This is a genomic window from Enterococcus sp. DIV0691 (genome assembly GCF_051711145.1).
Classification (GTDB): domain Bacteria; phylum Bacillota; class Bacilli; order Lactobacillales; family Enterococcaceae; genus Enterococcus_B; species Enterococcus_B hirae.
In genome coordinates, this window is the sequence record NZ_JBIOLY010000001.1 from 2,379,369 (window position 1) to 2,404,063 (window position 24,695).

Consider the following 24,695-nt stretch of genomic DNA (forward strand, 5'->3'; position numbering starts at 1 on the left):
GTATTTATATACTTTAAGAAACTTTTTCAAATAACCAATGGCTAGATCCTGCACCCCTATCGAGAAACTATGATAAAAAAACCGAAATTCCACAAAAACCAAGAAAGTTTTTGGGAATTTCGGTTCATTCAATTCATTTGGTTCATTCAGTGAACTCAATGAAGCTGGAAAGTTTTATCCTCACTGCTTCTATTTTTAGATAAAAGCGATCACGCTTTATTTCCCTGAACGTTTACTATCAAAAAGGTCAGATCGTTGAGCCATTTTCTTTGATCACTTGTTGGTACCAATAGTAACTATCTTTCTTGTAGCGATCCAATGATCCTGCTTGAGTTTCATCTTGATCGACATAAACAAATCCATAACGTTTTTGGTAGCCATTCAACCAACTTAACAGATCAGTGTAAGACCACGTACAATAGCCAAGGACTTCAGCACCATCTGAGATCGCTTCTTTAATCGCTTTGACATGACTTGAAAGGTAAGCGATACGATACTCATCGTGGATCTTTTTATCCTCTGTCAATTCATCGTATTCCCCTAAACCATTTTCAGTAATCAATACAGGCATCCGGTAGCGACTCGTAATCCGTCTTAAAGCGATCCTCAATCCTTCTGGGTCGATCTCCCAATCCCAATTCGTACGTTCAACGAAAGGATTGTCGACTTTTTTGTACATTCCTGGGACGCCTGTTTCTTCAGAAGATCCTTTTTTCCCAGTCGTATTCATTTTGCCAGCTCCTACACCATCCAACGGATTAAAGGCATTAGTCGCTGTTTGATAATAGTTGATCCCCAAGAAGTCTGGTTTAGCAGATTCAAGCAGTTCTGCGTCTCCTTCAACCATTTCAGGTGCCCAGCCACGTTCTTCTAAAAATTTCATAGCGGCGATCGGGTACTTGCCCCACATGTAGACATCCATCCAGTAATGAGCCATCAAATCTTCCGCATTTTCTGCAGCTAAAATATTTTTAGGATCGCTGTTGATCGGATAATTAGGTGTGTAAGCAAAACTTGGACCGATTTTACCTGGCATTCCTAATTCATGAAACTTATTGATCACTGCTGCATTTGCTAAGTTAGCAATATGGTTCACTTGATACATCCGTTTTGGATCAGTAACACCTGGTGGATGAGCAGCTAATAAATAGCCTAGTGAAGTAAAAATATTTTGTTCATTCAAGCTGATCCAATAATGGACTTTTCCTCGAAAAGCATTAAATAATGTTTCAGCATAATTAGTGAAATCTTCAACGATTTGGCGTGATTCCCAACCTGCATACTCATCTTGCAAGGCTTGTGGAAGATCCCAATGATACAATGTCAACATTGGTTCAATCCCGTTTTCAATCAACTCGTCGATCAGCTCTTCATAAAAAGCTAACCCTGCTTGATTGATTTCCCCACGACCATTAGGAAAAATGCGAGTCCAAGCAACTGAAAAACGATACGCTTTCAATCCTTGTTCTTTCATTAAAGCAATATCTTCTTTAAAGCGATGATAGTGATCAACCGCTAGATCGCCGTTTGTTCCTTTAAAAGTTTTCCCTGGAATACGGACAAAACGATCCCAGACCGATTCTCCTTTGCCGTCTTCTTGCCAGGCTCCTTCAACTTGATAAGCCGCTGAGGCTGATCCCCAAAGAAAGTCTTGGGGAAATTCAGTTAATTTTTGGTGTTCCATCAATCTCTTCCTTTCTTGCTTCAATCCTTACTAAAAAAGGATAACACGAAACCCCTTTCAATACAAAAGGAGAAATCAATCATTGAACAATTTTATGATCATTGGAATTTTTCAGACAAAAAATAAGCAAGAATTTTTTAAAATATGTGTTTCAAAAATTCTTGCTTATTCATTTGGCGCAGGTTAATTTCATAGGTTTTATCGTGTGAACTAAGAGACACTCAAATTACCACGCTTCTTTTTAAGACACTCAATGATGTTAGATTGCCTGTTTACTTCTGAACGGGTGTCACGTCTTCACCAAACCATTTGTCTGAGATTTGTTGGAATTCTCCTGTTTTTTCTAATTCCGCAATCCCTTCATTGATTTTCTTCACTAATTCCTTGTCTTTCTTTCGGGCACCCACGACAAAATCTTCGCTTTGATAATCCCCTTTGATCATATTGAACTGATCCAACTCATTTTTTTGCTTCAAGTAATAACCAGCATATACTTTATCCATCAATAACCCATCGATCCGTCCACTCTTCAAATCGATCAATGCTTCATTAAAGCTATCATATAAAACAGCATCCTGATTTTTTACAATATCTTTTAATATTTTTGGTTGTTTGATAAAGGCATCATAACCAGAAGAACCATTTTGAGCTCCTAGGATTTTGTCCTTCATTTGAGCAAAGCTAGTGATCCCTGATTTTTTCGTAGTGATCAGGACTTGTTCGTTTTGCATATAAGGTTTTGAAAATTGGACTTTTTTGGCTCTTTCAGCTGTTTTAGTATACCCATTCCAAATGAGATCAATCGTCCCATTATTCAATTCAAACTCTTTCATGGACCAGTCAATGGGTTGGAAAACGACTTTGATGTCATATTCTCTAAAAACTGCTCTAGCAAGGTCAATATCAAAACCTGTTAGTTTTCCTTCTTTATCACGAAACCCCATCGGTACAAAGGTGTCATCTAACCCGATGATGATCTTTTTTTCTGATTGAATCGTTGACCAATTGTCTTTATCTGTCTTTTCATTCCTACAACCAGAAAGAAAGACGATCCCTGCAACTATCGCAAGTAGCAAACTGATTTTTTTCATCAAGTGTCCCTCCTTCTTACTTGTTTGGGATGACCTTCACGAGTTGATCTCCCACATTTTCCGCAAACACCAAATCATGGGTTACGATGATTTGTGTCACACCTTCTGCCTTCAATGAGACGATCAAGTTTTCTACTTGTTGTCGCAGCTCAGGGTCTAAGGCACTTGTCGGTTCATCATAAGCAAGAACTCGAGGATTCATTGCCAAGGCACGTGCGATCGCTACCCGTTGTTTTTGACCGCCAGATAATTGATAAGGATAGTTGTTGAGTAAATCACTGATCCCAAGTGAATCGGCTAATTCCTGTGCTTTTTTCGTATACGTTTCTTTCGATTGCTTCAACACCATTTTAGGCGCTAAAGTGATATTGTCAAAAATACTTAAGTGTGGAAACAGTTGAAAATCTTGGAAAACAACACCTACGACTTGCTCTTTCGTTTTCAATTCAAATGGGTCAAAGGCTACACCATCCAGATAAAATTCCCCACTGTCTGCTTTTTCCAATCCTGCTAAGATTCTCAAAAGTGTCGTTTTCCCTCCACCAGAAGGACCGACGATCGCCATGGTTTGACCATCTGGAATGACTAGATCTAACGCGTTGATTACTTTCTTTTCTCCAAATGCTTTACTTACTTTCTTTAATTCAATCATGTCCATTCCTCCTAGCGATAATAGTTTAATTTTCCTTCTACTTGTTTCATGATGATCGTTAAGATACCAGTTAGTGCCAGATAGATGAAAGCCACACCTAGTAATGGTAGCAATGTTGCATCACGTTCCATCGCAATCTTCCCTGCTCGCATAACGTCTCCTAGTCCTAAGATATAGATCAAAGAAGAGTCTTTCACTAAGTTGATCACTTCGTTCCCAACCGATGGTAAAACGATTTTTGTCACTTGTGGGATAATGATTTTTGTGACGGTTTGAAAAGGACTCAACTGTAACACTTGCGCAGCTTCATATTGTCCTTGGGGAATCGATTGAATCCCCCCACGAAAAATCTCAGCAAAATAAGCGGCATAATTTAAAACGAAAGCCAATAACGCTGCTTCAAAACGGTCAAAGACGATCCCGATCGTTGGCAATCCATAAAAAACAAAAATCAATTGTAGTAATAACGGTGTACCACGCATGACCCAGACATAGGTCTGCAAGATATAACGAATTGGTTTAAAATGTAAAGACAACCCTAATGCTAAAATGATCCCTAATGGCAATGATCCAATCAAGGTAAAAATAAATAATTTCAACGTTGTAAGAGCCCCTACTAATAGTTGTGGCATGACTTCCAGCAAATAATTCATTTCTTTCTTCCTCCTTTTAAATAAAAAAATCCCCTTGACTCTCGTCAAGAGGACGCATCACACGTGTTCCCACCTCTGTTTGTTTCTTTTTCACAAAAGAAACCTCACGCAGTCATTCCAGAAAATGAGGTAAAACAAAAGTAATTGTTGTTGGACATTTACTTCACACGAAAATAAAAAAACGTCCTTCGGTCAAATGACCAAAGGACGTAAATTACGTGGTTCCACCTTTTTTTGCTAGTCCCTCACGGAAACTAACCTTATCTGGTCATCAAACAATGACCGCAGCTGTAACGGGCTTCCCGGATTTTCCTACTGTATTTCAGAAAATCGACTCCAAGATGTGTTTCACCATTAACTGCTATCTCTTTCCACCTGCCAGAGACTCTCTTCAAACATTTAATCGCTACTCTTCTTTTCGATGTCGTTGATTTTAACTTACGTGTAATTTACACGATTATTTTTCTTTTGTCAATTATTTTTTTATAATGAATGAAAGAAAAAGAAAGGAAGCGATCAATCGATGGTTTTGGCTACTGAAAAAGAAGCCTATCAATTACTTGATTTACTAGGCATTCCCTATCAAAAGGTGGATCATCCACCGATTACTTCTGTCAAAAATCTGCCATTTACACTACCAGGACCTCAAGTGAAGAATCTCGTGTTAAAAGCAAAAAAAGGGAAACAAATTTATCTTGTTATCTTACCTGATGAAAAGCAGGCAAATTTGAAACAACTTGCAGAACAGCTGAATGAGAAGCGTTTGTCTTTTCTTTCAGAAGAACAGCTCCTTGATTTATTAGGGGTAGCTCCCGGTACTGTTACACCTTTTGCATTGATGCATGATCAAGAAAAAGCGATTCAAGTAGTCATTGACTCAGCCATTGATCAAACCTCTACCGTAGGATTTCATCCAAATGTCAACACGACAACATTGATCTTATCGTTTTTAGATTTCATCAAGATTTTAGAATACCTTGAACATCCACCTATCTACGAAGATTTATAAGCACGGCTATTTGTGATAAAAAGCCCAACATACAAAAAATGAGGTTCCTCCTAAAAATTGTACGTAAAAACAACAATTTATAAGAGGAACCTCATGACTTATGTCTCAGACTAAGCTTCTTTCACATTCTAAACCATGTTACATAAACAGCAATCACTTGAAACCAATCACCATTTTTTAACATACAATAGTGGTCTCAAAAACCATTGCTGATTTTCAACAAACGACACGCTATTTCTTCATTGCAGCTTTTAAAGCTGCAGCAAGTGGGCTTTCTTCCGGTTCTTCTGCTTGCGTGTACTTTTTCAATAAACGACGTTCTTCATGCTTCGTCATTTTTTTCTTTTGTTCTTTTTTATCTAACATTTTTTCGGTCGTCCCATCATATTTACAACGGAAATAAGCGCCATTTTTGCCTTCGATGATCTCCATTTTCCGATGACATTGCGGACAACGGTGGTTCGAGACTTTTGGATCTTTTCTTCTACGGTAATGACAATCTTGATTCGTGCAGACATAGATTTTGCCATCTCGAGTATTTTTTTCTCTAAGATTGGAACCGCAGTCTGGACATTTTTTCTGTGTGATCGAGAAATCTTGGTAAGATTGTTTACTTGTTTTGATTTCTTGTACCAATCGTTTTGTTTCTTTTTCAATGCCCATTAAAAATTGGCTGGCTTGTTTTTGCCCCGCTGCAATTGCTTCTAAGTCTTTCTCCCAGCTTTCTGTTAAATCAGGGGTCACTAAGGAAGGATTGACTAATTCCAATAATTGCTTCCCTTTTGGTGAGACTTGCAAGCCTTGCGGTGTTCGTTCCATCAATTCCGATTTGATCAACTTTTCAATGATTTCAGCACGAGTTGCCGGTGTTCCTAAACTATGTTTTTCCATAAATCCTAGTAAACTCGCCTCTGTCAAAGGCTTAGGCGGTGCCGATAGTTCTTTCTTGATCGTAAATTCTGGTTGGATACGCATTCCCTCCACCCAGTCCACTTCATTGCTCTCCTTTTGACTGACATCTTTCCAGCCAGCTTGAAGGACTTGATTTTGATGGAACACAAATTGTTCTTTGCCAAATGTCACAGTCACTTTTGTTTGACTGATTTTGTGTGGCTCAGCGAATAAACCTAAGAATCGAGTAACAATCATCTGATAGATTTTTTGTTCTTCGTTGCTAAGTTTCTCATAGCGTGGACGATTTTCAGTTGGTAGTAACGCATGGTGATCAGTGACTTTACTGTCTTGGAAGACTTTTGTTTGACGAACAACTGCCCCATTTTTTAAATACTGTTTCACTTCTGGTGAAAAATCGCTGACCGCCTGTAAACGTTCTTTCATCGTACTTTTCATATCACTCGTCAGATATTTACTATCTGTACGAGGGTATGTCACGATTTTATGCGTTTCATATAAACTTTGGACCAGTCCTAAAGTTTTTTTAGCAGAGTAGCCATAACGCTGGTTTGCTTCTCGTTGGATCTCCGTTAGATCATAAGGCAATGGCGCCGGCTCCACTTTTACTTTTTCTTGGATGGCTGTCACAGTTCCTTTATTCTTAGCTAACTCTTTCACTAACGATTGAGCTTCTTCATGAGATTTCAATGCGAATTGGTTTTTTTGAACCATCTTTGCTTGTTGTTTTTCTACATCTAATAAAATTGAAAAATAAGTTTGTGGTCTAAATGTTTCAATTTTCCGTTCTTGTGTTCTGACCAAGGCGAGTGTTGGAGTTTGAACTCGACCAGCAGATAGATTATCTTGATACTTCACAGTCAGCGCCCGTGTTACGTTCAATCCTACTAACCAGTCAGCCTTTGCTCTAGCTAGCGCCGAATAGTAAAGTGCATCATAGTCTTTTGCGGGCTTCAATTGTTTGAATCCTGTCTTGATTGCTTTATCTGTTTGGGAAGAAATCCAAAGACGTTTCACTGGTTTATTGAAGCGGACATATTCCAAGATCCACCGAGCAACCAATTCCCCTTCTCTTCCGGCATCCGTAGCGATCACAGCCTCTGACACATCTTTACGTTGCGCCAATTGCTTGATTGTTTTTAATTGGTGACCTGTTTTAGGCAGTGGTTTGATTCCTAAATTTTTAGGAATCATCGGCAACGTTTCCATTTGCCAACTTTGCCATTCTTTATTGAGGTCTTCAGGCATTTTCAGCCCTAACAAATGACCAAGGGCCCAAGTAACGATCACCTTGGGTCCTTCGTAATAATTTTTGTGTTTTTGATTAGCACCAAGCACCTTGCTTAGGTCTTTCGCAACGCTTGGTTTTTCCGCTAGAATTAGTTGTTTCATAAAATTCCTTTCTGCTTTCTAAAGTGATTGGCTGATGATTTTTCAATAAGGCTAACCCTTTATATTGTTGAAGATCATCATCACATTCTTCACACCAGCGCTCGTCTCCGTCATTCCAGAAGGCACTTAGAAAGTTGCTTTTTGCATGGATATATTCGTATTTATTTTTGATTGCAAGCCATTTTTGTTCATAATTAACCTGTGCTTCTTCAAAAGAATCAAATGTTTCTTCTACTTCGATATCCTCTTCCCAATTCTCAAAGAACCACCAAGGCTCATTATCTCCGAACATTGTCACTACTTGATACATACTCGTGCTCCTTCTCTACGATTTTACTAGACTCATCTTAGACACTTTTCAAGAAAGTTGCAAGAAATTTCTCTTATAAAAGGGACATTTTATGAATTTGTCTATTTTAAAGAAACGTACTACTTATTTACTTGGTAAAGTGGCAATAAAGTCATTGATCATCCAAGAATAACTCTCTTCAGGAGACACAGTTGCTTCCTTTGTGAAATAGCCTAAAAATCGTAAAGACAAATAGCCATGGATGATACTTCGCAATTCTCTGCTGCGATGCGTTTTTTCTTTTCGGGTCAAGTCAAAGGCATCAAATAATTGTAGAATGATCTGGTTCGTTTCATAGATTCCTTCTAACAAAATCTCCTCATTGGTGTGAGGGACACTGATCAGCAACTCGTAAACGGCCTGGTTCGCAAAAGCAAAAGACTGATAGACTTGTGCATAGACACGCAGCGCCTCTGCTCCGCTTTTTCCAACCAAAGAACGACGCAACGCTTCGTTTAACTCTTGTAATAATTTTGCAGTCAATGCGGTCTTTACATCACGCATATTTTTAAAATGATTATAGAGGGAAGGAGACTTGACGTCTAGCGCCTTAGCCAGGTGTTGAAAAGTGACTTGTTGAACATCCATCTCTTCCGCTAGTCCACGAAAGCAAGCGATGATTTTTTCTTGAGATAGATTTCTTTTTTTCATTTCGTTGTTCCTCTCGTATGTTAACTACTTAACAACTTTAGTTTACCATGAAAAACGAACTTAAAAAAGAGGCTTCCATTGATAAACTACACATTGTAGTTTATAATAAGCGAATGTAAATGAAAATTTTCAGAAAGAAGGACATAACAGTGACCACACGCATCAAAGAAAAATTATTTAGGAAAAGAGAAACTTGGGAACAAAACTTATTTGTCTTATGGTTTGGGACTTTTATGGCAGGGATTGGGTTTAGCTTAGTCATGCCATTTATGTCACTATACATAGATACGTTAGGTAACTATAGTACGTCGCAATTGAATTTTTGGAGTGGGTTGACCTTTTCTTCTACGTTTTTCGTCACCACATTGATTTCTCCTTGGTGGGGCAAATTAGCCGATCAGAAAGGCAGAAAATTGATGCTCTTGCGTGCTTCCTTAGGGATGGCTGTCGTTATTGCCTTGATGGGTTGTGTGACCAGTGTGTATCAACTCGTTGCACTGCGGTTGTTACAAGGGATCTTTTCTGGTTACATCAGTAATGCCACTGCCCTTGTCGCTACTGGTACGCCGAAAGAAAAAAGTGGTCAAGTCCTAGGAACATTGGCTACTGGTTCCGTCACAGGAACATTGCTTGGTCCTTTACTTGGGGGGATTTCAGCCTCAGCATTTGGTTATCGTCCAACTTTCTTCATCACAGGAATCATTTTATTTCTCGTCTTTTTATTGAGTCTCTTCTTTGTTCATGAAACATTTGTACCTATTAAAAAGGAAAATATGGCTTCTGCCAAACAAATATTCAAAGAATTGAAGTATCCCCATGTCGTGATTGGTATGTTCGTCACAACAATGATTATTCAAGCTTCGAATAATTCTATTAGCCCAATCATTAGTTTATATATTCGTCAATTACTAAATGGACATGGCAGTGTCACGCTGATTAGTGGGATCATTGCTTCGATCCCAGGAATTGCCACATTGATCGCCGCTCCTCGTTTTGGTCGCTTAGGCGATAAAATCGGGAGTGAACGTATTTTAGCCATTGGCTTAGGATTTGCAATTTTAGTTTATATCCCAATGGCCTTTGTGACGAATGTCTGGGAACTTGCTGCGTTGCGTTTTTTGATCGGTATTTCAGATGCTTGTTTGCTTCCAGCTGTCCAAGCTTTGATCACCAAATATTCCCCACATCACGCCGCCGGTCGGATTTTTAGCTACAATCAATCCTTCCAAGCAACTGGGAATGTCGTTGGTCCAATGATTGGTTCGAGCGTTTCAAGCGTGTTTGGTTACCGAGGAGTCTTTCTTTCCACTTCTTTACTTGTTTTAGTGAACTTCTTACTAGTACGTCGTAACACACAAGAAATCCATGACAATGAGCTTGTTGACTCATCAGAAACATCCGATACACCTGTCCTTTCTTCAGACAAACACACACAACCTCATGGACATTGATTGCTTACTAATAGTCAATCTGGATAAACAAGAACCATCGTCATATTCCAGATTTAAGAGACCCCCAAAAGTTAGATTTTTTTGTCTAGCTTTTGGGGGTCTCTTAAATTTCTCATACTTTGTTATTTCCACGTTCTTTTAGATATTCTGAAAGTAACGCTAACCCTTTTTCTAATGTTTCTTTCCTGCAACAATACCCTAAGCGCGCATGCTGAGGCACTCCATAGGCACTACCAGGGACCAGTAGGACACCAGTTTCTCTCAGAAGATCAATACAAAATTGCTCATCGTCTTCTGTTATGTTCAAGCGAATGAATGACGTTGACACGTGATTCGGTAACACTAATTGGACATTTGGTTCATCAGCCAGCCATTTTTCAACGATGGCTAAATTCTCCGAAACGATTTTTTTATTTCGTGCAAGGATCTTTTCTTTATTCCTCAGTGCGTGAACCGCTAATGCATCTGACAAAACACCACCGCTAAGTACTAAATAGGTATGGTATTTTCTTAAACGCTCAATGATTTCTTGATTCGCTGCTACCCAGCCGATGCGTATACCAGGAACAGAATAAGTCTTTGACAATGAATTAGTCGTGATTCCCTTGTCATACAGATCCACGATTGAGACAAAATCTCCCCCTGCTAATGGGGCATACACCTCATCCATCAAAATATACGCATCGACTTTTTCGGCAATTTCGATAATTTCTTCCAATGTTTGGCGATCCAACAATGTACCTGTTGGATTATTGGCACTGTTTAAACAAATCATTTTAGTATTTGGTTGGATCACATCAACTAATTTCACACTATCAAAACGCCATTCCTCTTCTTCTGTGAGTGGTACGAAATCAACAGTTGCACCTAAAGATTTGGGTAAGTCATACAATTGTTGATAGGTTGGCAACATGGAGACCACATGATCTCCTGGTTCAATCAATCCATACAGCGCCAAAAGGTTCGCACCAGTCGCCCCATTGGTTTGAATAATGTTTTCTGAAGAAAGCGATTGATACAAAGAAGCGACTTCTTGTTTGAACGTTGCCGTCCCCTCGCTCCACCCATAATCCAACGACGTTTTACTCAAAGATTGAAAAAAATCAGTAACTGTCGTTCCGTCTAACCCAATCAGTTCTTCTAACGTCAGTGCTTCGATGGAACTTTGTGCAAGGTCATATACTGCTTCTTTTTCCCACTTATTCAACCATTCTTCCAGTCCAAAATGTGTGATTTCCATCTTTTTCGCTCCTTTTGCTTTCTTCAATATTTTTGATTCACTACTTTCTATTCGTTGATACTCAAACAAACCAAGAAACACTCGTCGCTCCTAGATGCCATGTAAATGAGATAAACGGTCGGTTTCCTTTTTTATTATACTCTCTTTTTAAAAATAACGCTTTCAAATAGATAGAACTGCCTGTTGAAAAAGTCGCCTGACACTGTTTTCTTCAGAAAAAATTATTAGACAAAAATCTGAAAACTCTTTGCTTCAAAAACCCCTTACTGATATTTCAGAAGACACTCTAGCAAAAAAAGCCGAGGAATACCAAAAATAGGCGAAACTATTTTCGGATTCTTCGGCTTATTTCTCAGAACTAAACTTGTCTTAACTCTTTTCTTGTTCTTCTAACAAAAGAAAGTTGTTCAAAGAGCTGTTCGCAAGCAAGATTTACACATATTGCAAGACTTTTTCTTTATTGTAGGCATGATCAATCAAGCCACCACCAAGGCACTCCATTCCATCATAAAAGACGACAGCTTGACCTGGTGTGATCGCCCGTACAGGTTCATCAAAAATCACTTCGGCACGATCACCTTCTAATAACCGAACCGTTACCGGCACATCTTGTTGGCGGTAGCGAAATTTAGCTGTACATTTAAATTCCTTTGGCATTGGTTCATTCGTTGTAAAATGGATTTCGCTCGCATCAAGGCTTGTTGCATATAAGGCAGGATGATGAAATCCTTGTCCTACATATAACGTATTCGTTGCAAGATCTTTTCCGACTACAAACCAAGGTTCTTGTGATGCACCGCCACCACCAATCCCTAGGCCTTGTCTTTGACCGATCGTGTAATACATCAATCCAGCATGTTGACCTTTGACTTCACCATCTAGTGTCACCATATTTCCTTTTTTAGCTGGTAAATAATTACTTAAAAATTGTTTAAAATTCTTTTCGCCTATAAAACAAATCCCAGTGGAATCTTTCTTTTTAGCAGTTGCTAAACCTGCACGTTCCGCAATTTCACGTACTTGTGTTTTTTCCATACCACCTAGTGGGAACATTGTTTTCGCTAATTGTTCTTGTGACAATTGGCTTAAGAAATAAGTTTGATCTTTGTTGTTATCTACACCACGAAGCATATGTGCTACGCCATTTTCGTCACGCACTACTTGCGCATAATGCCCCGTTGCTACGTATTCAGCACCTAGATCCATCGCATAATCTAAAAATGCTTTAAATTTGATTTCTTTATTACACATCACATCTGGATTAGGTGTCCGTCCTGCTCGGTATTCAGCTAAGAAATATTCAAATACACGATCCCAATATTCTTTTTCAAAATTGACAGAATAATAAGGAATCCCGATTTGTGAAGCAACTTTCGCTACATCCTTATAATCTTCCGTAGCTGTACATACACCATTTTCATCCGTGTCATCCCAGTTTTTCATAAAGATCCCAATGACGTCGTAGCCTTGTTCCTTTAGTAAAAGTGCTGTTACAGATGAGTCGACACCGCCACTCATCCCAACGACAACGCGTGTCTTGCTGTTGTCTTTCATGGTATCACCATCATTTCAATTAGATTTTCTGAAATCATCTACGAGTTGAAGGTCGCAACTTTTCAGTGCTTTACATTATACGATATATTTTTGAAAATTTCATCCCTTATTTATCAAAGTATTAGTATAGCCTTTTAATCACTTTTAAAAAAAGAAAATTGGAATCGTCTTTCTATCATTTGCTTTTGTTCAGACGATTGCTCATAGTTAAAGACTATCCACATGAAGAAAATAAGCGTAAGGAAAGAATATAAGTAGCAAACAAATAATTGAGGATTAATAGCACCATCTTTGTTAAAAGATATACCTGATACGTTAAATAAAATGATTTTTCTTCTTTTCAATTTGTATCATTTTTTTCACCCCCCAAAAAAAAGCCAGCCCAAAATACAGATTAGGTTAAGGAAAATAATGATTCTTTTTAAGAATTTGGATTCAATTTTTGTGGATAAAAACAAGTTAACCCCTCCGATGATCCAACAACTAATCGATAGAATCATAGCAAGACATAGCCCTTTATGGTCAAATATTTTTTTCATCTTTTCTCCTTCAATAATTTTAAAAATGCCAAACCGATTCAATTAAATCGTCGCCAAATATCAAACCAATTATCAAGCCAGCTATACAGCCAATTATAGAGACTGATAAAATTTAGAAGGATCACTACTATTTTTAGATAATTAGATTTGATCTTGGTAGCAAAGAAAAGGCTAGCGCCACCTAATAACCAACACGTAATCCTCACTAACAATAGAAAATTAAGCTCATCTGTTTGGATATAGCCAACATAAGCAACACTAAAAGATAACGCTAACAAAACAAATGAAATGATTGTACAGGTTTTACTTTTTAATGGGATCATTTTCTTCTCTCCTTTTCATTCTTCAAACACATTTTTTAGTATTTTTAATAAGAATACTCATCTCTCCTAAACACTTGCCTTTGTCAAATACCTGATAGTTATAGACCAAAAATCCAAACGACGATATGGAAATAGGTTGCAAAAAAATAATTGATCCCTAAGAGAACCCACTTGACTTTTCTATTCTCGTTCTTGAGGTTCGCCGCAAGAATAAGACCAACCACCCCAGACAAACTTAGTAAAATCAAAAATCCAAGCGTACGCAAATAATCCCCAGAGGTAAGGTAACTGTAGTGGACCCTGATAAAAAAGCCAGCTGACAAGATCATTGGTAATCCTAAACAAATGATCGCTACTCGTTTCTGATCTTTTGTTTTCAGTAACCAGATAGATAGTAGCAAATAAACAATTAGCGCAATAAGCCAATCAAATCTTGCAATACTAACAAAGCCGATAAAAATAAATACAACTCCAAAAATACAAGCAAAATGAATGAAAGCTGCCCATCTTTTTAAAAGTTTTGAATGTACACCAGTAGAAAAAAGCAAACTGAGTCCACTGAGTAAACAACAAAGATAATAGATGAACACAAGACTGATCTCTATAAAAAGTCCGACTGACAAAGCCATTGGCAATCCCAAACAAATGATCGCCTCGCGTTTCTGATCCTTTTTTTTCAGTAGCCAAATTGTTAGTAGCAAATAGGCAATTAAATCATATCTTTGAATGCCAATAAAACCGATAAAAATATATAAAACCCAATAAAGACAGCCAAAATGAACGATAGCTGTCCATTTTTTTAAAGGGGTGGCATACACTCCGGTAGAAAACAACAAACTAAGTCCACTGAGTAAAAAGCAAAGACAATAGATTAACACTAAACTTACTTCTGAAAGATTGTGAAAAGATTTCACAATTATCCCAACAGAGCCCCTCATTACTAATAATGTACCTAGAAAAATGCTACAGACGAAGAAAATCATGGAATACTTCGTACAGGTCTTACTTGTTAGCGACAACATCCACACTACTCCTTTCTAACAAAAAACCTTTTTATATTCTAGCAAGCCACTTCCCTTTCCAGTACTCGATATGTATGTAAGACGTCTCACTGAAGAAAGATGTAGATATGGTAATACATTGCAAAAATATAATTCAACCCTAAGAGTATCCATTTGACTTTTCTGTTCTCGTTATTGATGTTTACTGAGAGAATGAGTCCAATTAATCCAGACAAACTCAGTAGAATCACATAACCAGTCCATTCCCAGCTAGCTCCAGAAGTTAGTAGCTCGTAATTGATTTTGAGAAAGAGCCCTATTGAAAACAACATCGGTATCCCCAAGCAAACGATTGCTACTCGTTTCTGACTTTTTGTTTTCAATAACCGGATGGACACGAATAAATAGGCCATTATCGCAAGGATAAAAATGAAACCTTGAATGATCATTAAACCAATCCAAAATAGACCAATGAAATAAACACAACTAAAATGACTAATTCTAATCAACCATTTTAACTCTTTTGAACGTACACCGGTCGAAAAAATCAAACTGATGCCACTAAATAAACAGCAAAGATAATAGAAAAAAAAGCCACTTACTTCTTGATAATGACTAAATGGAGCAAATCCATGCTCCCCTGCTATCCTACTCACTACTAGTAAAAAAATGGAGGAAATACTACAGATTAAGAAAATCACTGTAAACTTGGTACATACCTTACTTGATAACGGCAACATTTACACTACTCCTTTCTAACAAAAAACCTTTTTATATTCTAGCAAGCCACTTCCCTTTCCAGTACTCGATATGTATGTAAGACGTCTCACTGAAGAAAGATGTAGATATGGTAATAAGTTGCAAATAAATAATTAATACCCAAAAGTATCCACTTGGCTTTTCCCTTATCGAGTTGCGTTGAAAGAATCAGACCACTTAAACCTGATAAATGAAGAATGACTATGTATCCAATGGTGTCCCATGACCATCCCCCCCCATAAAGGATTAGTTCGTAATTGAGCTTGATAAAAAAGCCAATTGAAATAATCATCGGTATCCCGAAGAAAGTGATCGCTAGCCATTTCTGCTTGCTTGCTGTCAGTAAAACGATAGCTAGGAACAAATAAAGAACGATAAAAAAAAGTAGATGGAAAAGAAAAGCAAAAATAAAGAGAGAAAACCAATAAACACTACTAAAGTGGACAATCGCCGCTGTCCGTTTTAAAATTTTTGAATGCGCACCTGTAGAAAAAATCAAACTGAGCCCACTGAGCAAACAGCTAAGATAATAGAAAATCATCAGACTTCCTTCTGGAAGATCACTTAACGGAATAAATCCATAAACTTTACCAAACAAACCAACAATCATCAACATCATTAAGAAAAAACTACCGATTAAGCAATTTCTTGAAACCTTTATACACGTTTTACTGTCTAGCGATAGCATTTATACCACTCCTTTTTTATTTTCCTAACTAATTTTTTAAAAATGTAGCAAAAAATAAACCGATCAATCCTGACACCATGATAAGAAAGAACGGAACCAAAGTTTTAAGACCAGGATAATACATATAGAGCGCTATCACACACCCAAGAGACACTGACATGGATAGCACCAAACCAACTAGATAAGCCTTCATTCTCATCTTCTCCTTTTATATTAATGAACAAAGTAAAATAGAATTATCATAATCTGTGAAAAAAACATTTATAAAAAAAACTACCCTTTTACCATTTTTTCTAGAAATAATCGATTACAAAATCTAGATTCAGCAAAAAAAGTTAATTTTTTCCAAAAAACGTTATTTTAAATTAAATAAAAACTAAAATTTAATAACATATAAATATTATAATTATTGACTAAGTTTATTTCCCCTTCTATAACCCTCTAAATAAAATTTATAAAAATCTATGAAAAATCTCTGATATTATTGCAAAATTAAAATAACGCCGCTCACAATTATGCTTTAATTTATTTCGTCCTAGCTATTACCCCTTGTTTTACATCTTAATAAAAAAACATATATAATATAAATTTAAAGATATACAATTATTTTTAACTTGTTATTATTTTACCATAAAAACTTAAGTAGAATACCCGTGGAATTTGAATTCTTTTATATCGTCACCTGTTTATAGACACTTTTGTTTGCTGTCTCTGTCACTAATGACCATGTAGATACAACGACTAATGATCAGCTGACTCAATACAATGACTTTTCCAAAAATGAATATGCTCCCTTTGATCAAACTTTTGAATAAAAGCCAAATTACGATATCTGATTAACGGCAAAGAAAAAAACTTTCGTTACATTCGAACGATAGAAGTAACTCCAACGGAATTTAAAAATCCTCTTAAGTTCGCTTTAACAGCGAACTTAAGAGGATTATTTTTTCTAGACTAGCAGAAATGTTTTACGTCCTTATTTTTGTTGAAGACGTGCTAACTCTTGTTGTTTAGCTTCGTAAATTTCTTCAATGTCATCTTCTGACAACGGTGTGCCAAAGGGTTGTTGCACTTTCAACAGTTCTCTTTCTGGCGCATCTACACCGACATTCACATCATTACCGATCGGTACACTATAATGATGGATATGTCCGTGAAGATTACGGATACTATCGTTTGGTCCCAGCAACATCGGATAATGAGTCAAATAGTATTGCTGATGATTGAATTTGATGATGGTTCCGACATCATAAAAATAAAATTTTTTTGAACCAACCTTGTTTCCTGGATCATGTTTTTCTAAATATCTGAAAAAAGCACGACTGTCATGATTTCCCTTGATCAAATGGATTGTCCCGTTGAGTTGTTGCACCAACGCCAGTATGTCTTGGCTACCTTTTTCATATTGTGGGTGCATCGCCAGATCGCCTAAGTGATACACATGATCGGTTTCTTTGACAACTTTATTCCAGCTATTGATTAGTTGCTGATTCATTTCTTCCACACTAGCAAATAAACGAGGCGCAAAATCATTATTGCCTAATAAGTTTTTATGAAAAAAGTGCATATCACTAATAAAAAAATTCATATTGACCCCTTCTTACTTCCTTTTCTTTTAGGGTAAACAATCTAAGACAAAGTTACAACTGTTTAGATCCCCACAGTCTCTCTCAAATCATACCAAACTAAACGATGTCTCTTACCGTATTTCCACTTCCCCCTCCACATTTTTTCAAAACGAATATTATTTCACCATCAAAACCTAATTATACAAAAGTTATTTTTAAATATTTATAAAATAACAAATAAATATAATAATCACTCTATATAAAAGCCATTGTTAATTATTGTCAAAAAAACAATGTCACAATCACAATATATTCAAAAACGCCTTTTCAAAACCTTAAATTTTGATATAACTATGTTCGATCTAACTATTTATTTATTCTTGTTATGCATAACAACCGACAGAATAAAAAACATTTGTAACTATAAAATATAAGTAATTAAATCATTTTTATATGTTATTATATTGTTGAAATACCAAAGGAGGGGTGCTCTTGAATGTTTAGTGCGATAACCTTATAAAATCTTTCCCTATTGTCCTTGCAAGTTTAGTATCAAACGCTTATTTCTTTTTTAGACAACACCATTTTTCAACCAAAATCCAAGCGAAGGTACCATGTTTACTTTCTGTTTTTAGGACTAGAGTATGTTTTTTATAAGGTATCAATGATCAAAGAATAAAAATAAATAATACTTAATTGAGTATAAGGAGGAAAATTCATGAAAAGGTTACTCTTATCTTTACTGCCGCTTACGATGCTATTGAATCCTGCCAGCTCCGTCATTACACACGAGATGAATGAAGTCACTCTACCGCTTATTTCATATACCCAAAACAACAAACAGACACTTCAAGAAGTCAAAGACTCGAACAATCTAGAAACCACAGTAGATGCGTTAAATTTAGCTAATGATTCTAAAGCAGCATTAGCTTGGAGCAATCGTCATTTTCCAACAGTTTTTAATGAAGACATTAAATTTATAACCGGTATCAACAAAAAATTACGAATAAAATACCTGAACAGATCTGAGTACTACCAACCACAGCAAAATATAAAACTTCTTGACGATCTGTTTCTCACACAAGCATCAGAAGATATTAATTTATACGCAAACTTTACACCGGATGATTTCGGAATCAATTCAGAGTATTTTATTAGCAATCCCGATAAAATCTATCAATCCATGTTAAAAAATAGCCGTTATGGTATTGACCATGGTTACCTTCTGGGCAGTTTGACTAAAAATAAACTGAATCTTGAAAATAATGAGTATATCCAGATGAAAATTACTGTACCTAAAGGAACGAAGATGATGAGGGTTGGAACGCTCTTAGACTCAAAATACGTATTACCAAGAGAAAGCACTTTGCATTATACCCTGTCCAATTTTAATCAAAAAGATAAGACTATCACCATCAATGCACTGTTGGTCGATCGAAGTGAACTTGAACATGAGACAACCGAGTTAGAAAATAAGTTGAATCACGAAATGAAATCGCTTTACAATACTCCTTCTAACCTTGTTAAGTTGACTCCACTAGGCTTAAATGCCGGACTCGTCCTTACAAACAGCATTCGCGTCATTTCACACACCTTGGATTCTTTAAGCTCGAATCATATTCTTACTGAGAATTTACTAGAAAAGGAAAAACTTCATTTTACAAATGGTTTATTCGTTCATACAGAAGCATTAGAGAAGTTAAACCAGTACTATCCAGCGGAACAATGGCAACAAGTTTTTGAACAGAACTATGACCTAAAACATTTGGGACTTACACAATCATGGGACGACGATAAAGGTTATTTTAGTGACAGTGACAGCGTGATTACTTTTTCTCATTACGAACCAACCGATAACTTACCTCAACTAGATGTAAATAAAACCTTATCATCTACAGTCATACACGAAATTTTTCATTACCTTATTGATTTAAAAGATAGATTTAAACATAAAGAACTTTTCAAAGATGATCCCATTGCTTTTGAGACTAAAATAAAACAGCTGAAAGAAGCTGAAATAAATGAATTAGTAGCATTGTTAAATAGTTCTTATGCAAAAAGTAATTGGGAAGAATTTATTTGTGAAGCTTTCGCAGCAAAGTTCAATCCTGACAAGGAAATAAGTAATCGTTTTAAACAGGAAGTTCCGAAAACAAATCGAATGTTAGATATTTTATTTGATGAAGCACCACCATCAGCGCCTAATCATTTAAAAACAATCGAAGTCGGTGGTAATTCTGCCACTTTAACCTTTGATCATTCTACAGATAATACTGGTGTTGAAAAGTATCAGATCTATAAAAATGGAGAACTTACTAAAACTGTACTTGCTCCAAAAGATGCAAATGATCTTTCCTATCCTGATCCTGGAAAACACTCACAAAATTTAAAAGTAACATTTGATGATCTTGAACAAGCAAAAGAATATGAGTTTTATGTTGTCGCAGTTGATGATGCGTGGAATGAATCTGAAAAAAGTTCTATACTAAAAGTAACAACACGTGACGTTGAACCACCAAAACTAACTGGACCTTTAACAGGGCAACCTTTAGTAAGCAGTGCCGCAAGGTTTAGCTGGCCTCCTCCAACAGATAATCAAAAAGTAAAAGAAGTACGGTTATACCGAAGACACTCCTCTTCATTACTAGTCGAATATACTCCGTCTTTCTTAACAACAAATGAAACATTTTTTATTGTTCCCGAAGGCACCAATTACTATACAGATTTCACCGTTGAAAAAGGGCAATCTTACACCTACTATATGACTGCTATTGATGAAGCTGGAAATGAGTCAGAACAAAGTAATCAAGTTATCATTCGAACAGAGGATAAGCATGATGAAAAGCAAAATGAAGATAGAGCAGAAAATATCACATCTTCTCAAGCAACACTTAATTGGTCTGGCCTTTTCGGCGGACTCAACGTATCAGGTTTTAATATCTTTGGTTGGTTTTCTGGTGGCGGAGGTTGGCTATTCGGTGGCATGACATCTGTCGCTGGGTCAGTAACGTCTTCTCTAGTCAATTTAACTTTAGGCATGTCGCATCACTTTGTTATCGTTCCTATAGATAGTCAAGGTAATCCGATCCATGCGGGAATACAGATCAGTGTAGACTCAGTTGATCGTTCCTCTATCCAAACCAAAAACAGTATCTTATATCAGGGGCAAGAATGGCGTAAAGAAGATAATTTCGTTCACGCAACAGATGAAGATGGTAAAGATATCCCATTCAAAGATGGGCGTATCACAACAAATGGAGCTCGTATTGATACCAGCAAGCCTGGAGTTTATGAGTTAACTTATACGTTTAAAGGAATTGCCAAAAGAACGGATTCCACTTTTACAGTTACGGTCAAAGAAGACAACTCCTCTATCCAAACTAAAAATAGTATCTTATATCAGGGACAAAAATGGCACCAAGAAGATAATTTCGTTCACGCAACGGATGAAGATGGAAATGAGATTTCCTTTGAAGACGAGCGGATTGTAACGAACAATGCTAGTGTTGATACAAATAAGCCAGGTATTTATGACTTAACCTACACATTTAAAGGAATTGCCAAAAATACGGATTCTCCTTTTTCAGTTACGGTCAAAGAAAATAAAACTTCCATCCATACGAAAGATACTGTCTTATACGTTGGGGAAGCTTGGACTAAAAAAGTCAATTTCCTTTCTGCTACTGATGCGGATGGAAAAACTGTTTCTTTCGATGACCCTAGGATTTCAGTAAACGGCACAGTCGATACTCACAAACCGGGTGACTACACCATTGTCTATCAATTTACTGATAAAGGTAAAACTGTAACTTCTACCACAAATGTTACAGTCAAGGAAGACTTGACTTCGATTAAAACAAAAGACAGTCGTATCTACACTTTACAACAATGGACTAAAGCAGATAATCTTCTATACGCTACCGATGCTGACGGAAATGAAATTCCTGCAGATGATGAAAGAATTTTCATAAGCAGAGCCGCTAACACTGCTAAACCAGGCGTTTATGAAGTCATCTATTCGTTGCAAGGAAAATCAAAAACGTTCAAAGATACAGCGATAATCACAGTAGTAGAAGACCAAACGACCTTGGACTTAAAAGATGTGACACTATACACAGGTCAAACATTCGATCCAAATTCTCCATTTAAAAACGTGACAGATAAAGATGGACAAAAGCTTGAAGCAAAAGATGTGGAAGAATACTATATTGATGAAATCAAAACAAAGGAGCTTGATACGTCTAAACCTGGGACACACACGATTAGAATCGCTTATTATGATGCAACAAATAATTGGAAATACAGTACCCGACAGCAAATCACGATTAAAGAAGACTTGTCTTCTATCGTTACAAAAGATAATGTCGTATTTGTAGGCGAAAAATGGAATAAACAAGATGCTTTTGTGAGTGCGACAGATGAAGACGGGAAATCAGTTCCTTACTCAAATGGACGCATCACAACGAATGGTGCTAAAATCGATACAAGCAAACCAGGTGTCTATCAATTGACTTACACCTTTAAAGGGCTCGTCAAAAGAACGGATTCTACTTTTACAGTTACTGTGAAAGAAAAGTGAACAAGCAAAGGAATCCAAACTTCATTATTAGTTAGTCAAAACCGACAGCACGTGTGAATCATGGTAAACTTAAGGAAAAACAGGAGGTATTGATTATGCCTATCAGCTTTCATACTACTCTGACTCCTTCAGCAATCGAGATTACGTTACCAAATGAACATGGGAAGATGACTATCACAAAAGAAAAACCAGCTCTACCTGATCATTCACTTTATCTATTTTTCAAAAACAAACAATGTATCGCAATCGGTCAAACCGTGGTACCTAAAAGTTGGGATCACATCGTATTGGTTCAACTTCCTTGGGATCTTGAAGCCAGTCATCTAAGCTACCTACTTCAAGAACAGGCAGAATCAACGGGATTGACAGTAGAAATCGATGATTCCGCAAAAGAAACGATCCCTCAAGTACAAGTCAAAAAGTTAGCGGAACCAGTCGAAGAAATCACAAAAATCTTGGCAGTATTTGGTTACTCTTTAGAAAAAAGCAGTCCTCAAAAGAAAAAGCCGGCAAAAGCAAGACATCGTTGGACGAAAGAAGTTAGTGAGATCCCTTTTACCGTTAATTTTAGAAACAGTCAGGCAACACTTTATTGGATCAGTCGAAATGAATTATTGATCAAAAAGGGGGCTATACTATTAGCGGAAGCTCCTTTAAATAAAGACGGTTCCGTCAGTTATGCGGCAAAATATGGGGATAAATTACGTGATGATTATAAAGATAGCATTGTGGGAAATAAAACGAGCAAAGATATTATCGTCAAAAGCGTCAATGAAGCAAGTCTGTTACTCTACTTCGGTGGAACAAACAGCTGGTTAGAGATCATTGATGAAAATGGTAAATCCTTAGATGAGTGGACAAAAGTAGAATAGAGGAATGGTTATTCTCTAGCGATTGTCCCGTTTCAATAGATAGTAAAAAAGCAAAGAAATCAGCTTTACTAGCTGTTCTCTTTGCTTTTTTTACTGGAAACAATGATAGATACGTTCGACTTCCTTAGACTTTTTCAAATAATCCTCGACTGATCATACCATCCATCAAAAAATAAAATTTATCTTGACTCATTTTTTGCCGGTCGTCTTTAAAAATATTGACTGCTTTCAATCCGTTAGCTGTCGTAATAGACATTTTTAGTGTTTGGATATCCTTTGAAACAGTGATTTTTAGTTTAAACCCTTCTTTGCTTTGTGGGGTTGCATCTAGCGGACGGATCAACTGATAATTGCCGCCATTTGTTTCGGTAAATCCATTGTCTCTCAAAGTGTAACGTTTTGCATCTGGATGTAAACGATAACTTGTTTTTGCTCCTAAAACTGTGGCTGTTTTTTCAAATGCCATGATTTTCACCTCGGTAAATTGATTTCTACTTTTATTATAAAAGTTTCTTGCATCATTTACTAGGTTTTTTCCAACTTAGATTGATTGGATCAATACATCAAGAAAACGTTGGACTTCTTCTTTGGTATTGCCGTAACCAAAACTGATTCGTATGGATTCTTTAAGGATTGGTGTATCTTTCCCATACATTGCCTCCAGCACATGCGAAGGTTCGATATTACCAGCTGTACATGCTGACCCAGTAGATATCGCAATCCCATTAAGATCCAACTTCATCAAAAGTAAGTCATTCGCAACACCAGGTAATCGAAGGTTTAACACATGTGGTAATTTGTTGTTTAAATCACCATTGACTTGATAAGAAATTCCTTCTTTTTCCAAGGTATCCAAAATCAATTCTTGAAATCCAGCATATTTTTCACTTCGAGCTTCACGTTCTTCAGCGGTTAGAAGCTTGACCGCTTGCGCCATTCCCCAGATACCCGCGAGATTTTCAGTACCTGCTCGCCGCTTTTCTTCCTGTTCTCCACCTAAAAGTAGTGAAGGAATATTTATGCCATCTTTTTTATATAAAAATCCTACGCCTTTTGGTCCATTGATTTTATGGGCAGAGATGCTAAGTAAATCAACACCTAACTCCCTTGGATGAATCGTCTGATTCCCATAAGCTTGAACCGCATCGGTGTGAAAATAAGCAGGGTGTTCCCGCAACCGTTCGCCGATTTCTTTGATTGGCATCAAATTCCCGATTTCATTATTCCCAAACATGATCGAGACTAAAATCGTTTCATCACTTAATGCTTCATCAAAGTCAGTTAGTGAGATATTGCCTTTTTCATCTACTGGTAAATACGTGACTTCAAAGCCTTGTGTTTCCAGATATTTCATTGTATTCAAGACAGCAGGATGTTCGATAGCGGTAGTGATCAAATGATTCCCGTCTTTTTTTCGTGAAAAAGCCGTTTCAAGGATCGCTGTATTATCGCCTTCTGTCCCTCCACTATTAAAAATGATTTCATGATCATTGACTTGTAAACTATCAGCAATAAGTTGTCTTGCTGTTTCTAACTTTTCATGGGCAATTCGGCCGAAGCCATGGATACTCGAAGGATTCCCAAAGGTTTCTTGCATCATTGTGGTCATTTCTTGAATGACGTAGGGATGCATGGGCGTCGTCGCTGCATGATCCAAATAGATTTTTTCCAACTTCTTTCATCCCTTCCAAATAGAACTAGGCACATTCTAGCATAAAATAAGCAAGT

The 24,695-nt window shown here is 36.9% G+C and carries 20 protein-coding genes and 1 other annotated feature; of the genes, 4 read left to right on the forward strand and 16 right to left on the reverse strand.

Features of this window, described 5'->3' with window-relative positions; translation table 11 throughout:
- Nucleotides 1–247 precede the first annotated feature (247 nt).
- The 4 genes from IGJ11_RS10940 to IGJ11_RS10955 all read right to left on the reverse strand — a co-directional run bounded on the left by IGJ11_RS10940 (nucleotide 248) and on the right by IGJ11_RS10955 (nucleotide 4,080).
- Entirely contained in the window at nucleotides 248–1,684 is a 1,437-nt protein-coding gene (locus IGJ11_RS10940) for a glycoside hydrolase family 1 protein (protein ID WP_207431604.1), read from the reverse strand.
- 272 nt (nucleotides 1,685–1,956) lie between these two features.
- Nucleotides 1,957–2,775, reverse strand: coding sequence for an amino acid ABC transporter substrate-binding protein (locus IGJ11_RS10945; RefSeq protein ID WP_010720795.1), 819 nt, complete (start codon nucleotides 2,773–2,775; stop codon nucleotides 1,957–1,959).
- A 16-nt stretch (nucleotides 2,776–2,791) separates the two neighbouring features.
- Complete coding sequence (locus IGJ11_RS10950) at nucleotides 2,792–3,427, reverse strand: amino acid ABC transporter ATP-binding protein (protein ID WP_010720796.1); 636 nt, start codon at nucleotides 3,425–3,427, stop codon at nucleotides 2,792–2,794.
- Nucleotides 3,428–3,438: 11 nt separating this feature from the next.
- On the reverse strand, nucleotides 3,439–4,080 hold the full coding sequence (locus IGJ11_RS10955) for an amino acid ABC transporter permease (protein ID WP_010720797.1): 642 nt from the start codon (nucleotides 4,078–4,080) through the stop codon (nucleotides 3,439–3,441).
- Between the two features lie 200 nt (nucleotides 4,081–4,280).
- Nucleotides 4,281–4,511 (reverse strand) — a binding site (T-box leader).
- A gap of 92 nt (nucleotides 4,512–4,603) precedes the next feature.
- Here IGJ11_RS10955 and IGJ11_RS10960 point away from each other — a divergent pair.
- Nucleotides 4,604–5,089, forward strand: coding sequence for a prolyl-tRNA synthetase associated domain-containing protein (locus IGJ11_RS10960; protein ID WP_081128492.1), 486 nt, complete (start codon nucleotides 4,604–4,606; stop codon nucleotides 5,087–5,089).
- Nucleotides 5,090–5,320: 231 nt separating this feature from the next.
- On the opposite strand, the gene IGJ11_RS10965 is transcribed toward IGJ11_RS10960, so the two are convergent.
- The 3 genes from IGJ11_RS10965 to IGJ11_RS10975 form a co-directional block, all read right to left on the reverse strand.
- On the reverse strand, nucleotides 5,321–7,393 hold the full coding sequence (locus IGJ11_RS10965) for a DNA topoisomerase III (protein ID WP_251849718.1): 2,073 nt from the start codon (nucleotides 7,391–7,393) through the stop codon (nucleotides 5,321–5,323).
- Nucleotides 7,326–7,703, reverse strand: coding sequence for a DUF1033 family protein (locus IGJ11_RS10970; RefSeq protein ID WP_010720800.1), 378 nt, complete (start codon nucleotides 7,701–7,703; stop codon nucleotides 7,326–7,328). The genes IGJ11_RS10965 and IGJ11_RS10970 overlap by 68 nt, the downstream gene beginning before the upstream one ends.
- Nucleotides 7,704–7,826: 123 nt before the next feature.
- The gene (locus IGJ11_RS10975; RefSeq protein ID WP_010720801.1) at nucleotides 7,827–8,393 is read right to left on the reverse strand and encodes a TetR/AcrR family transcriptional regulator; all 567 of its coding nucleotides are present in this window, start codon (nucleotides 8,391–8,393) and stop codon (nucleotides 7,827–7,829) included.
- Between the two features lie 149 nt (nucleotides 8,394–8,542).
- Between IGJ11_RS10975 and IGJ11_RS10980 the strand changes: the two genes are divergently transcribed.
- Nucleotides 8,543–9,844 carry a multidrug efflux MFS transporter gene (locus IGJ11_RS10980; RefSeq protein WP_081128488.1) on the forward strand — a complete coding sequence of 434 codons (1,302 nt, stop codon included), beginning with the start codon at nucleotides 8,543–8,545 and terminating at the stop codon, nucleotides 9,842–9,844.
- 112 nt (nucleotides 9,845–9,956) lie between these two features.
- Here the strand turns inward: IGJ11_RS10980 and IGJ11_RS10985 are convergent, their stop codons facing one another.
- From IGJ11_RS10985 to IGJ11_RS11015, 7 genes are all read right to left on the reverse strand, one after another.
- Nucleotides 9,957–11,084 carry an aminotransferase gene (locus IGJ11_RS10985; protein WP_207431602.1) on the reverse strand — a complete coding sequence of 376 codons (1,128 nt, stop codon included), beginning with the start codon at nucleotides 11,082–11,084 and terminating at the stop codon, nucleotides 9,957–9,959.
- A gap of 432 nt (nucleotides 11,085–11,516) precedes the next feature.
- Nucleotides 11,517–12,638: a tRNA 2-thiouridine(34) synthase MnmA gene (mnmA, locus tag IGJ11_RS10990; protein ID WP_010720804.1), complete on the reverse strand. Its 1,122-nt coding sequence runs from the start codon at nucleotides 12,636–12,638 to the stop codon at nucleotides 11,517–11,519.
- A gap of 577 nt (nucleotides 12,639–13,215) precedes the next feature.
- On the reverse strand, nucleotides 13,216–13,500 hold the full coding sequence (locus tag IGJ11_RS10995) for a hypothetical protein (RefSeq protein ID WP_010720808.1): 285 nt from the start codon (nucleotides 13,498–13,500) through the stop codon (nucleotides 13,216–13,218).
- 98 nt (nucleotides 13,501–13,598) lie between these two features.
- Nucleotides 13,599–14,378 (reverse strand): hypothetical protein, encoded by a 780-nt coding sequence (locus IGJ11_RS11000; protein ID WP_080292488.1) that lies wholly within the window; start codon nucleotides 14,376–14,378, stop codon nucleotides 13,599–13,601.
- A 230-nt stretch (nucleotides 14,379–14,608) separates the two neighbouring features.
- Nucleotides 14,609–15,157, reverse strand: coding sequence for a hypothetical protein (locus IGJ11_RS11005; protein ID WP_438772553.1), 549 nt, complete (start codon nucleotides 15,155–15,157; stop codon nucleotides 14,609–14,611).
- Between the two features lie 170 nt (nucleotides 15,158–15,327).
- Nucleotides 15,328–15,879, reverse strand: a complete 552-nt coding sequence (locus tag IGJ11_RS11010) for a hypothetical protein (protein WP_438772554.1) — start codon at nucleotides 15,877–15,879, stop codon at nucleotides 15,328–15,330.
- A gap of 1,045 nt (nucleotides 15,880–16,924) precedes the next feature.
- Nucleotides 16,925–17,536, reverse strand: coding sequence for a metallophosphoesterase (locus tag IGJ11_RS11015; protein ID WP_207431598.1), 612 nt, complete (start codon nucleotides 17,534–17,536; stop codon nucleotides 16,925–16,927).
- 698 nt (nucleotides 17,537–18,234) lie between these two features.
- Here IGJ11_RS11015 and IGJ11_RS11020 point away from each other — a divergent pair.
- Both IGJ11_RS11020 and IGJ11_RS11025 read left to right on the forward strand, forming a co-directional pair.
- Nucleotides 18,235–22,095: a bacterial Ig-like domain-containing protein gene (locus tag IGJ11_RS11020; RefSeq protein ID WP_207431596.1), complete on the forward strand. Its 3,861-nt coding sequence runs from the start codon at nucleotides 18,235–18,237 to the stop codon at nucleotides 22,093–22,095.
- A gap of 95 nt (nucleotides 22,096–22,190) precedes the next feature.
- Complete coding sequence (locus IGJ11_RS11025) at nucleotides 22,191–22,967, forward strand: hypothetical protein (RefSeq protein WP_010720815.1); 777 nt, start codon at nucleotides 22,191–22,193, stop codon at nucleotides 22,965–22,967.
- Between the two features lie 124 nt (nucleotides 22,968–23,091).
- Here IGJ11_RS11025 and IGJ11_RS11030 read toward each other — a convergent pair whose 3' ends face one another.
- Nucleotides 23,092–23,433 carry a DUF1831 domain-containing protein gene (locus tag IGJ11_RS11030; protein ID WP_010720816.1) on the reverse strand — a complete coding sequence of 114 codons (342 nt, stop codon included), beginning with the start codon at nucleotides 23,431–23,433 and terminating at the stop codon, nucleotides 23,092–23,094.
- A gap of 75 nt (nucleotides 23,434–23,508) precedes the next feature.
- Complete coding sequence (locus IGJ11_RS11035; RefSeq protein ID WP_207431593.1) at nucleotides 23,509–24,639, reverse strand: cysteine desulfurase family protein; 1,131 nt, start codon at nucleotides 24,637–24,639, stop codon at nucleotides 23,509–23,511.
- Nucleotides 24,640–24,695 lie beyond the last annotated feature (56 nt).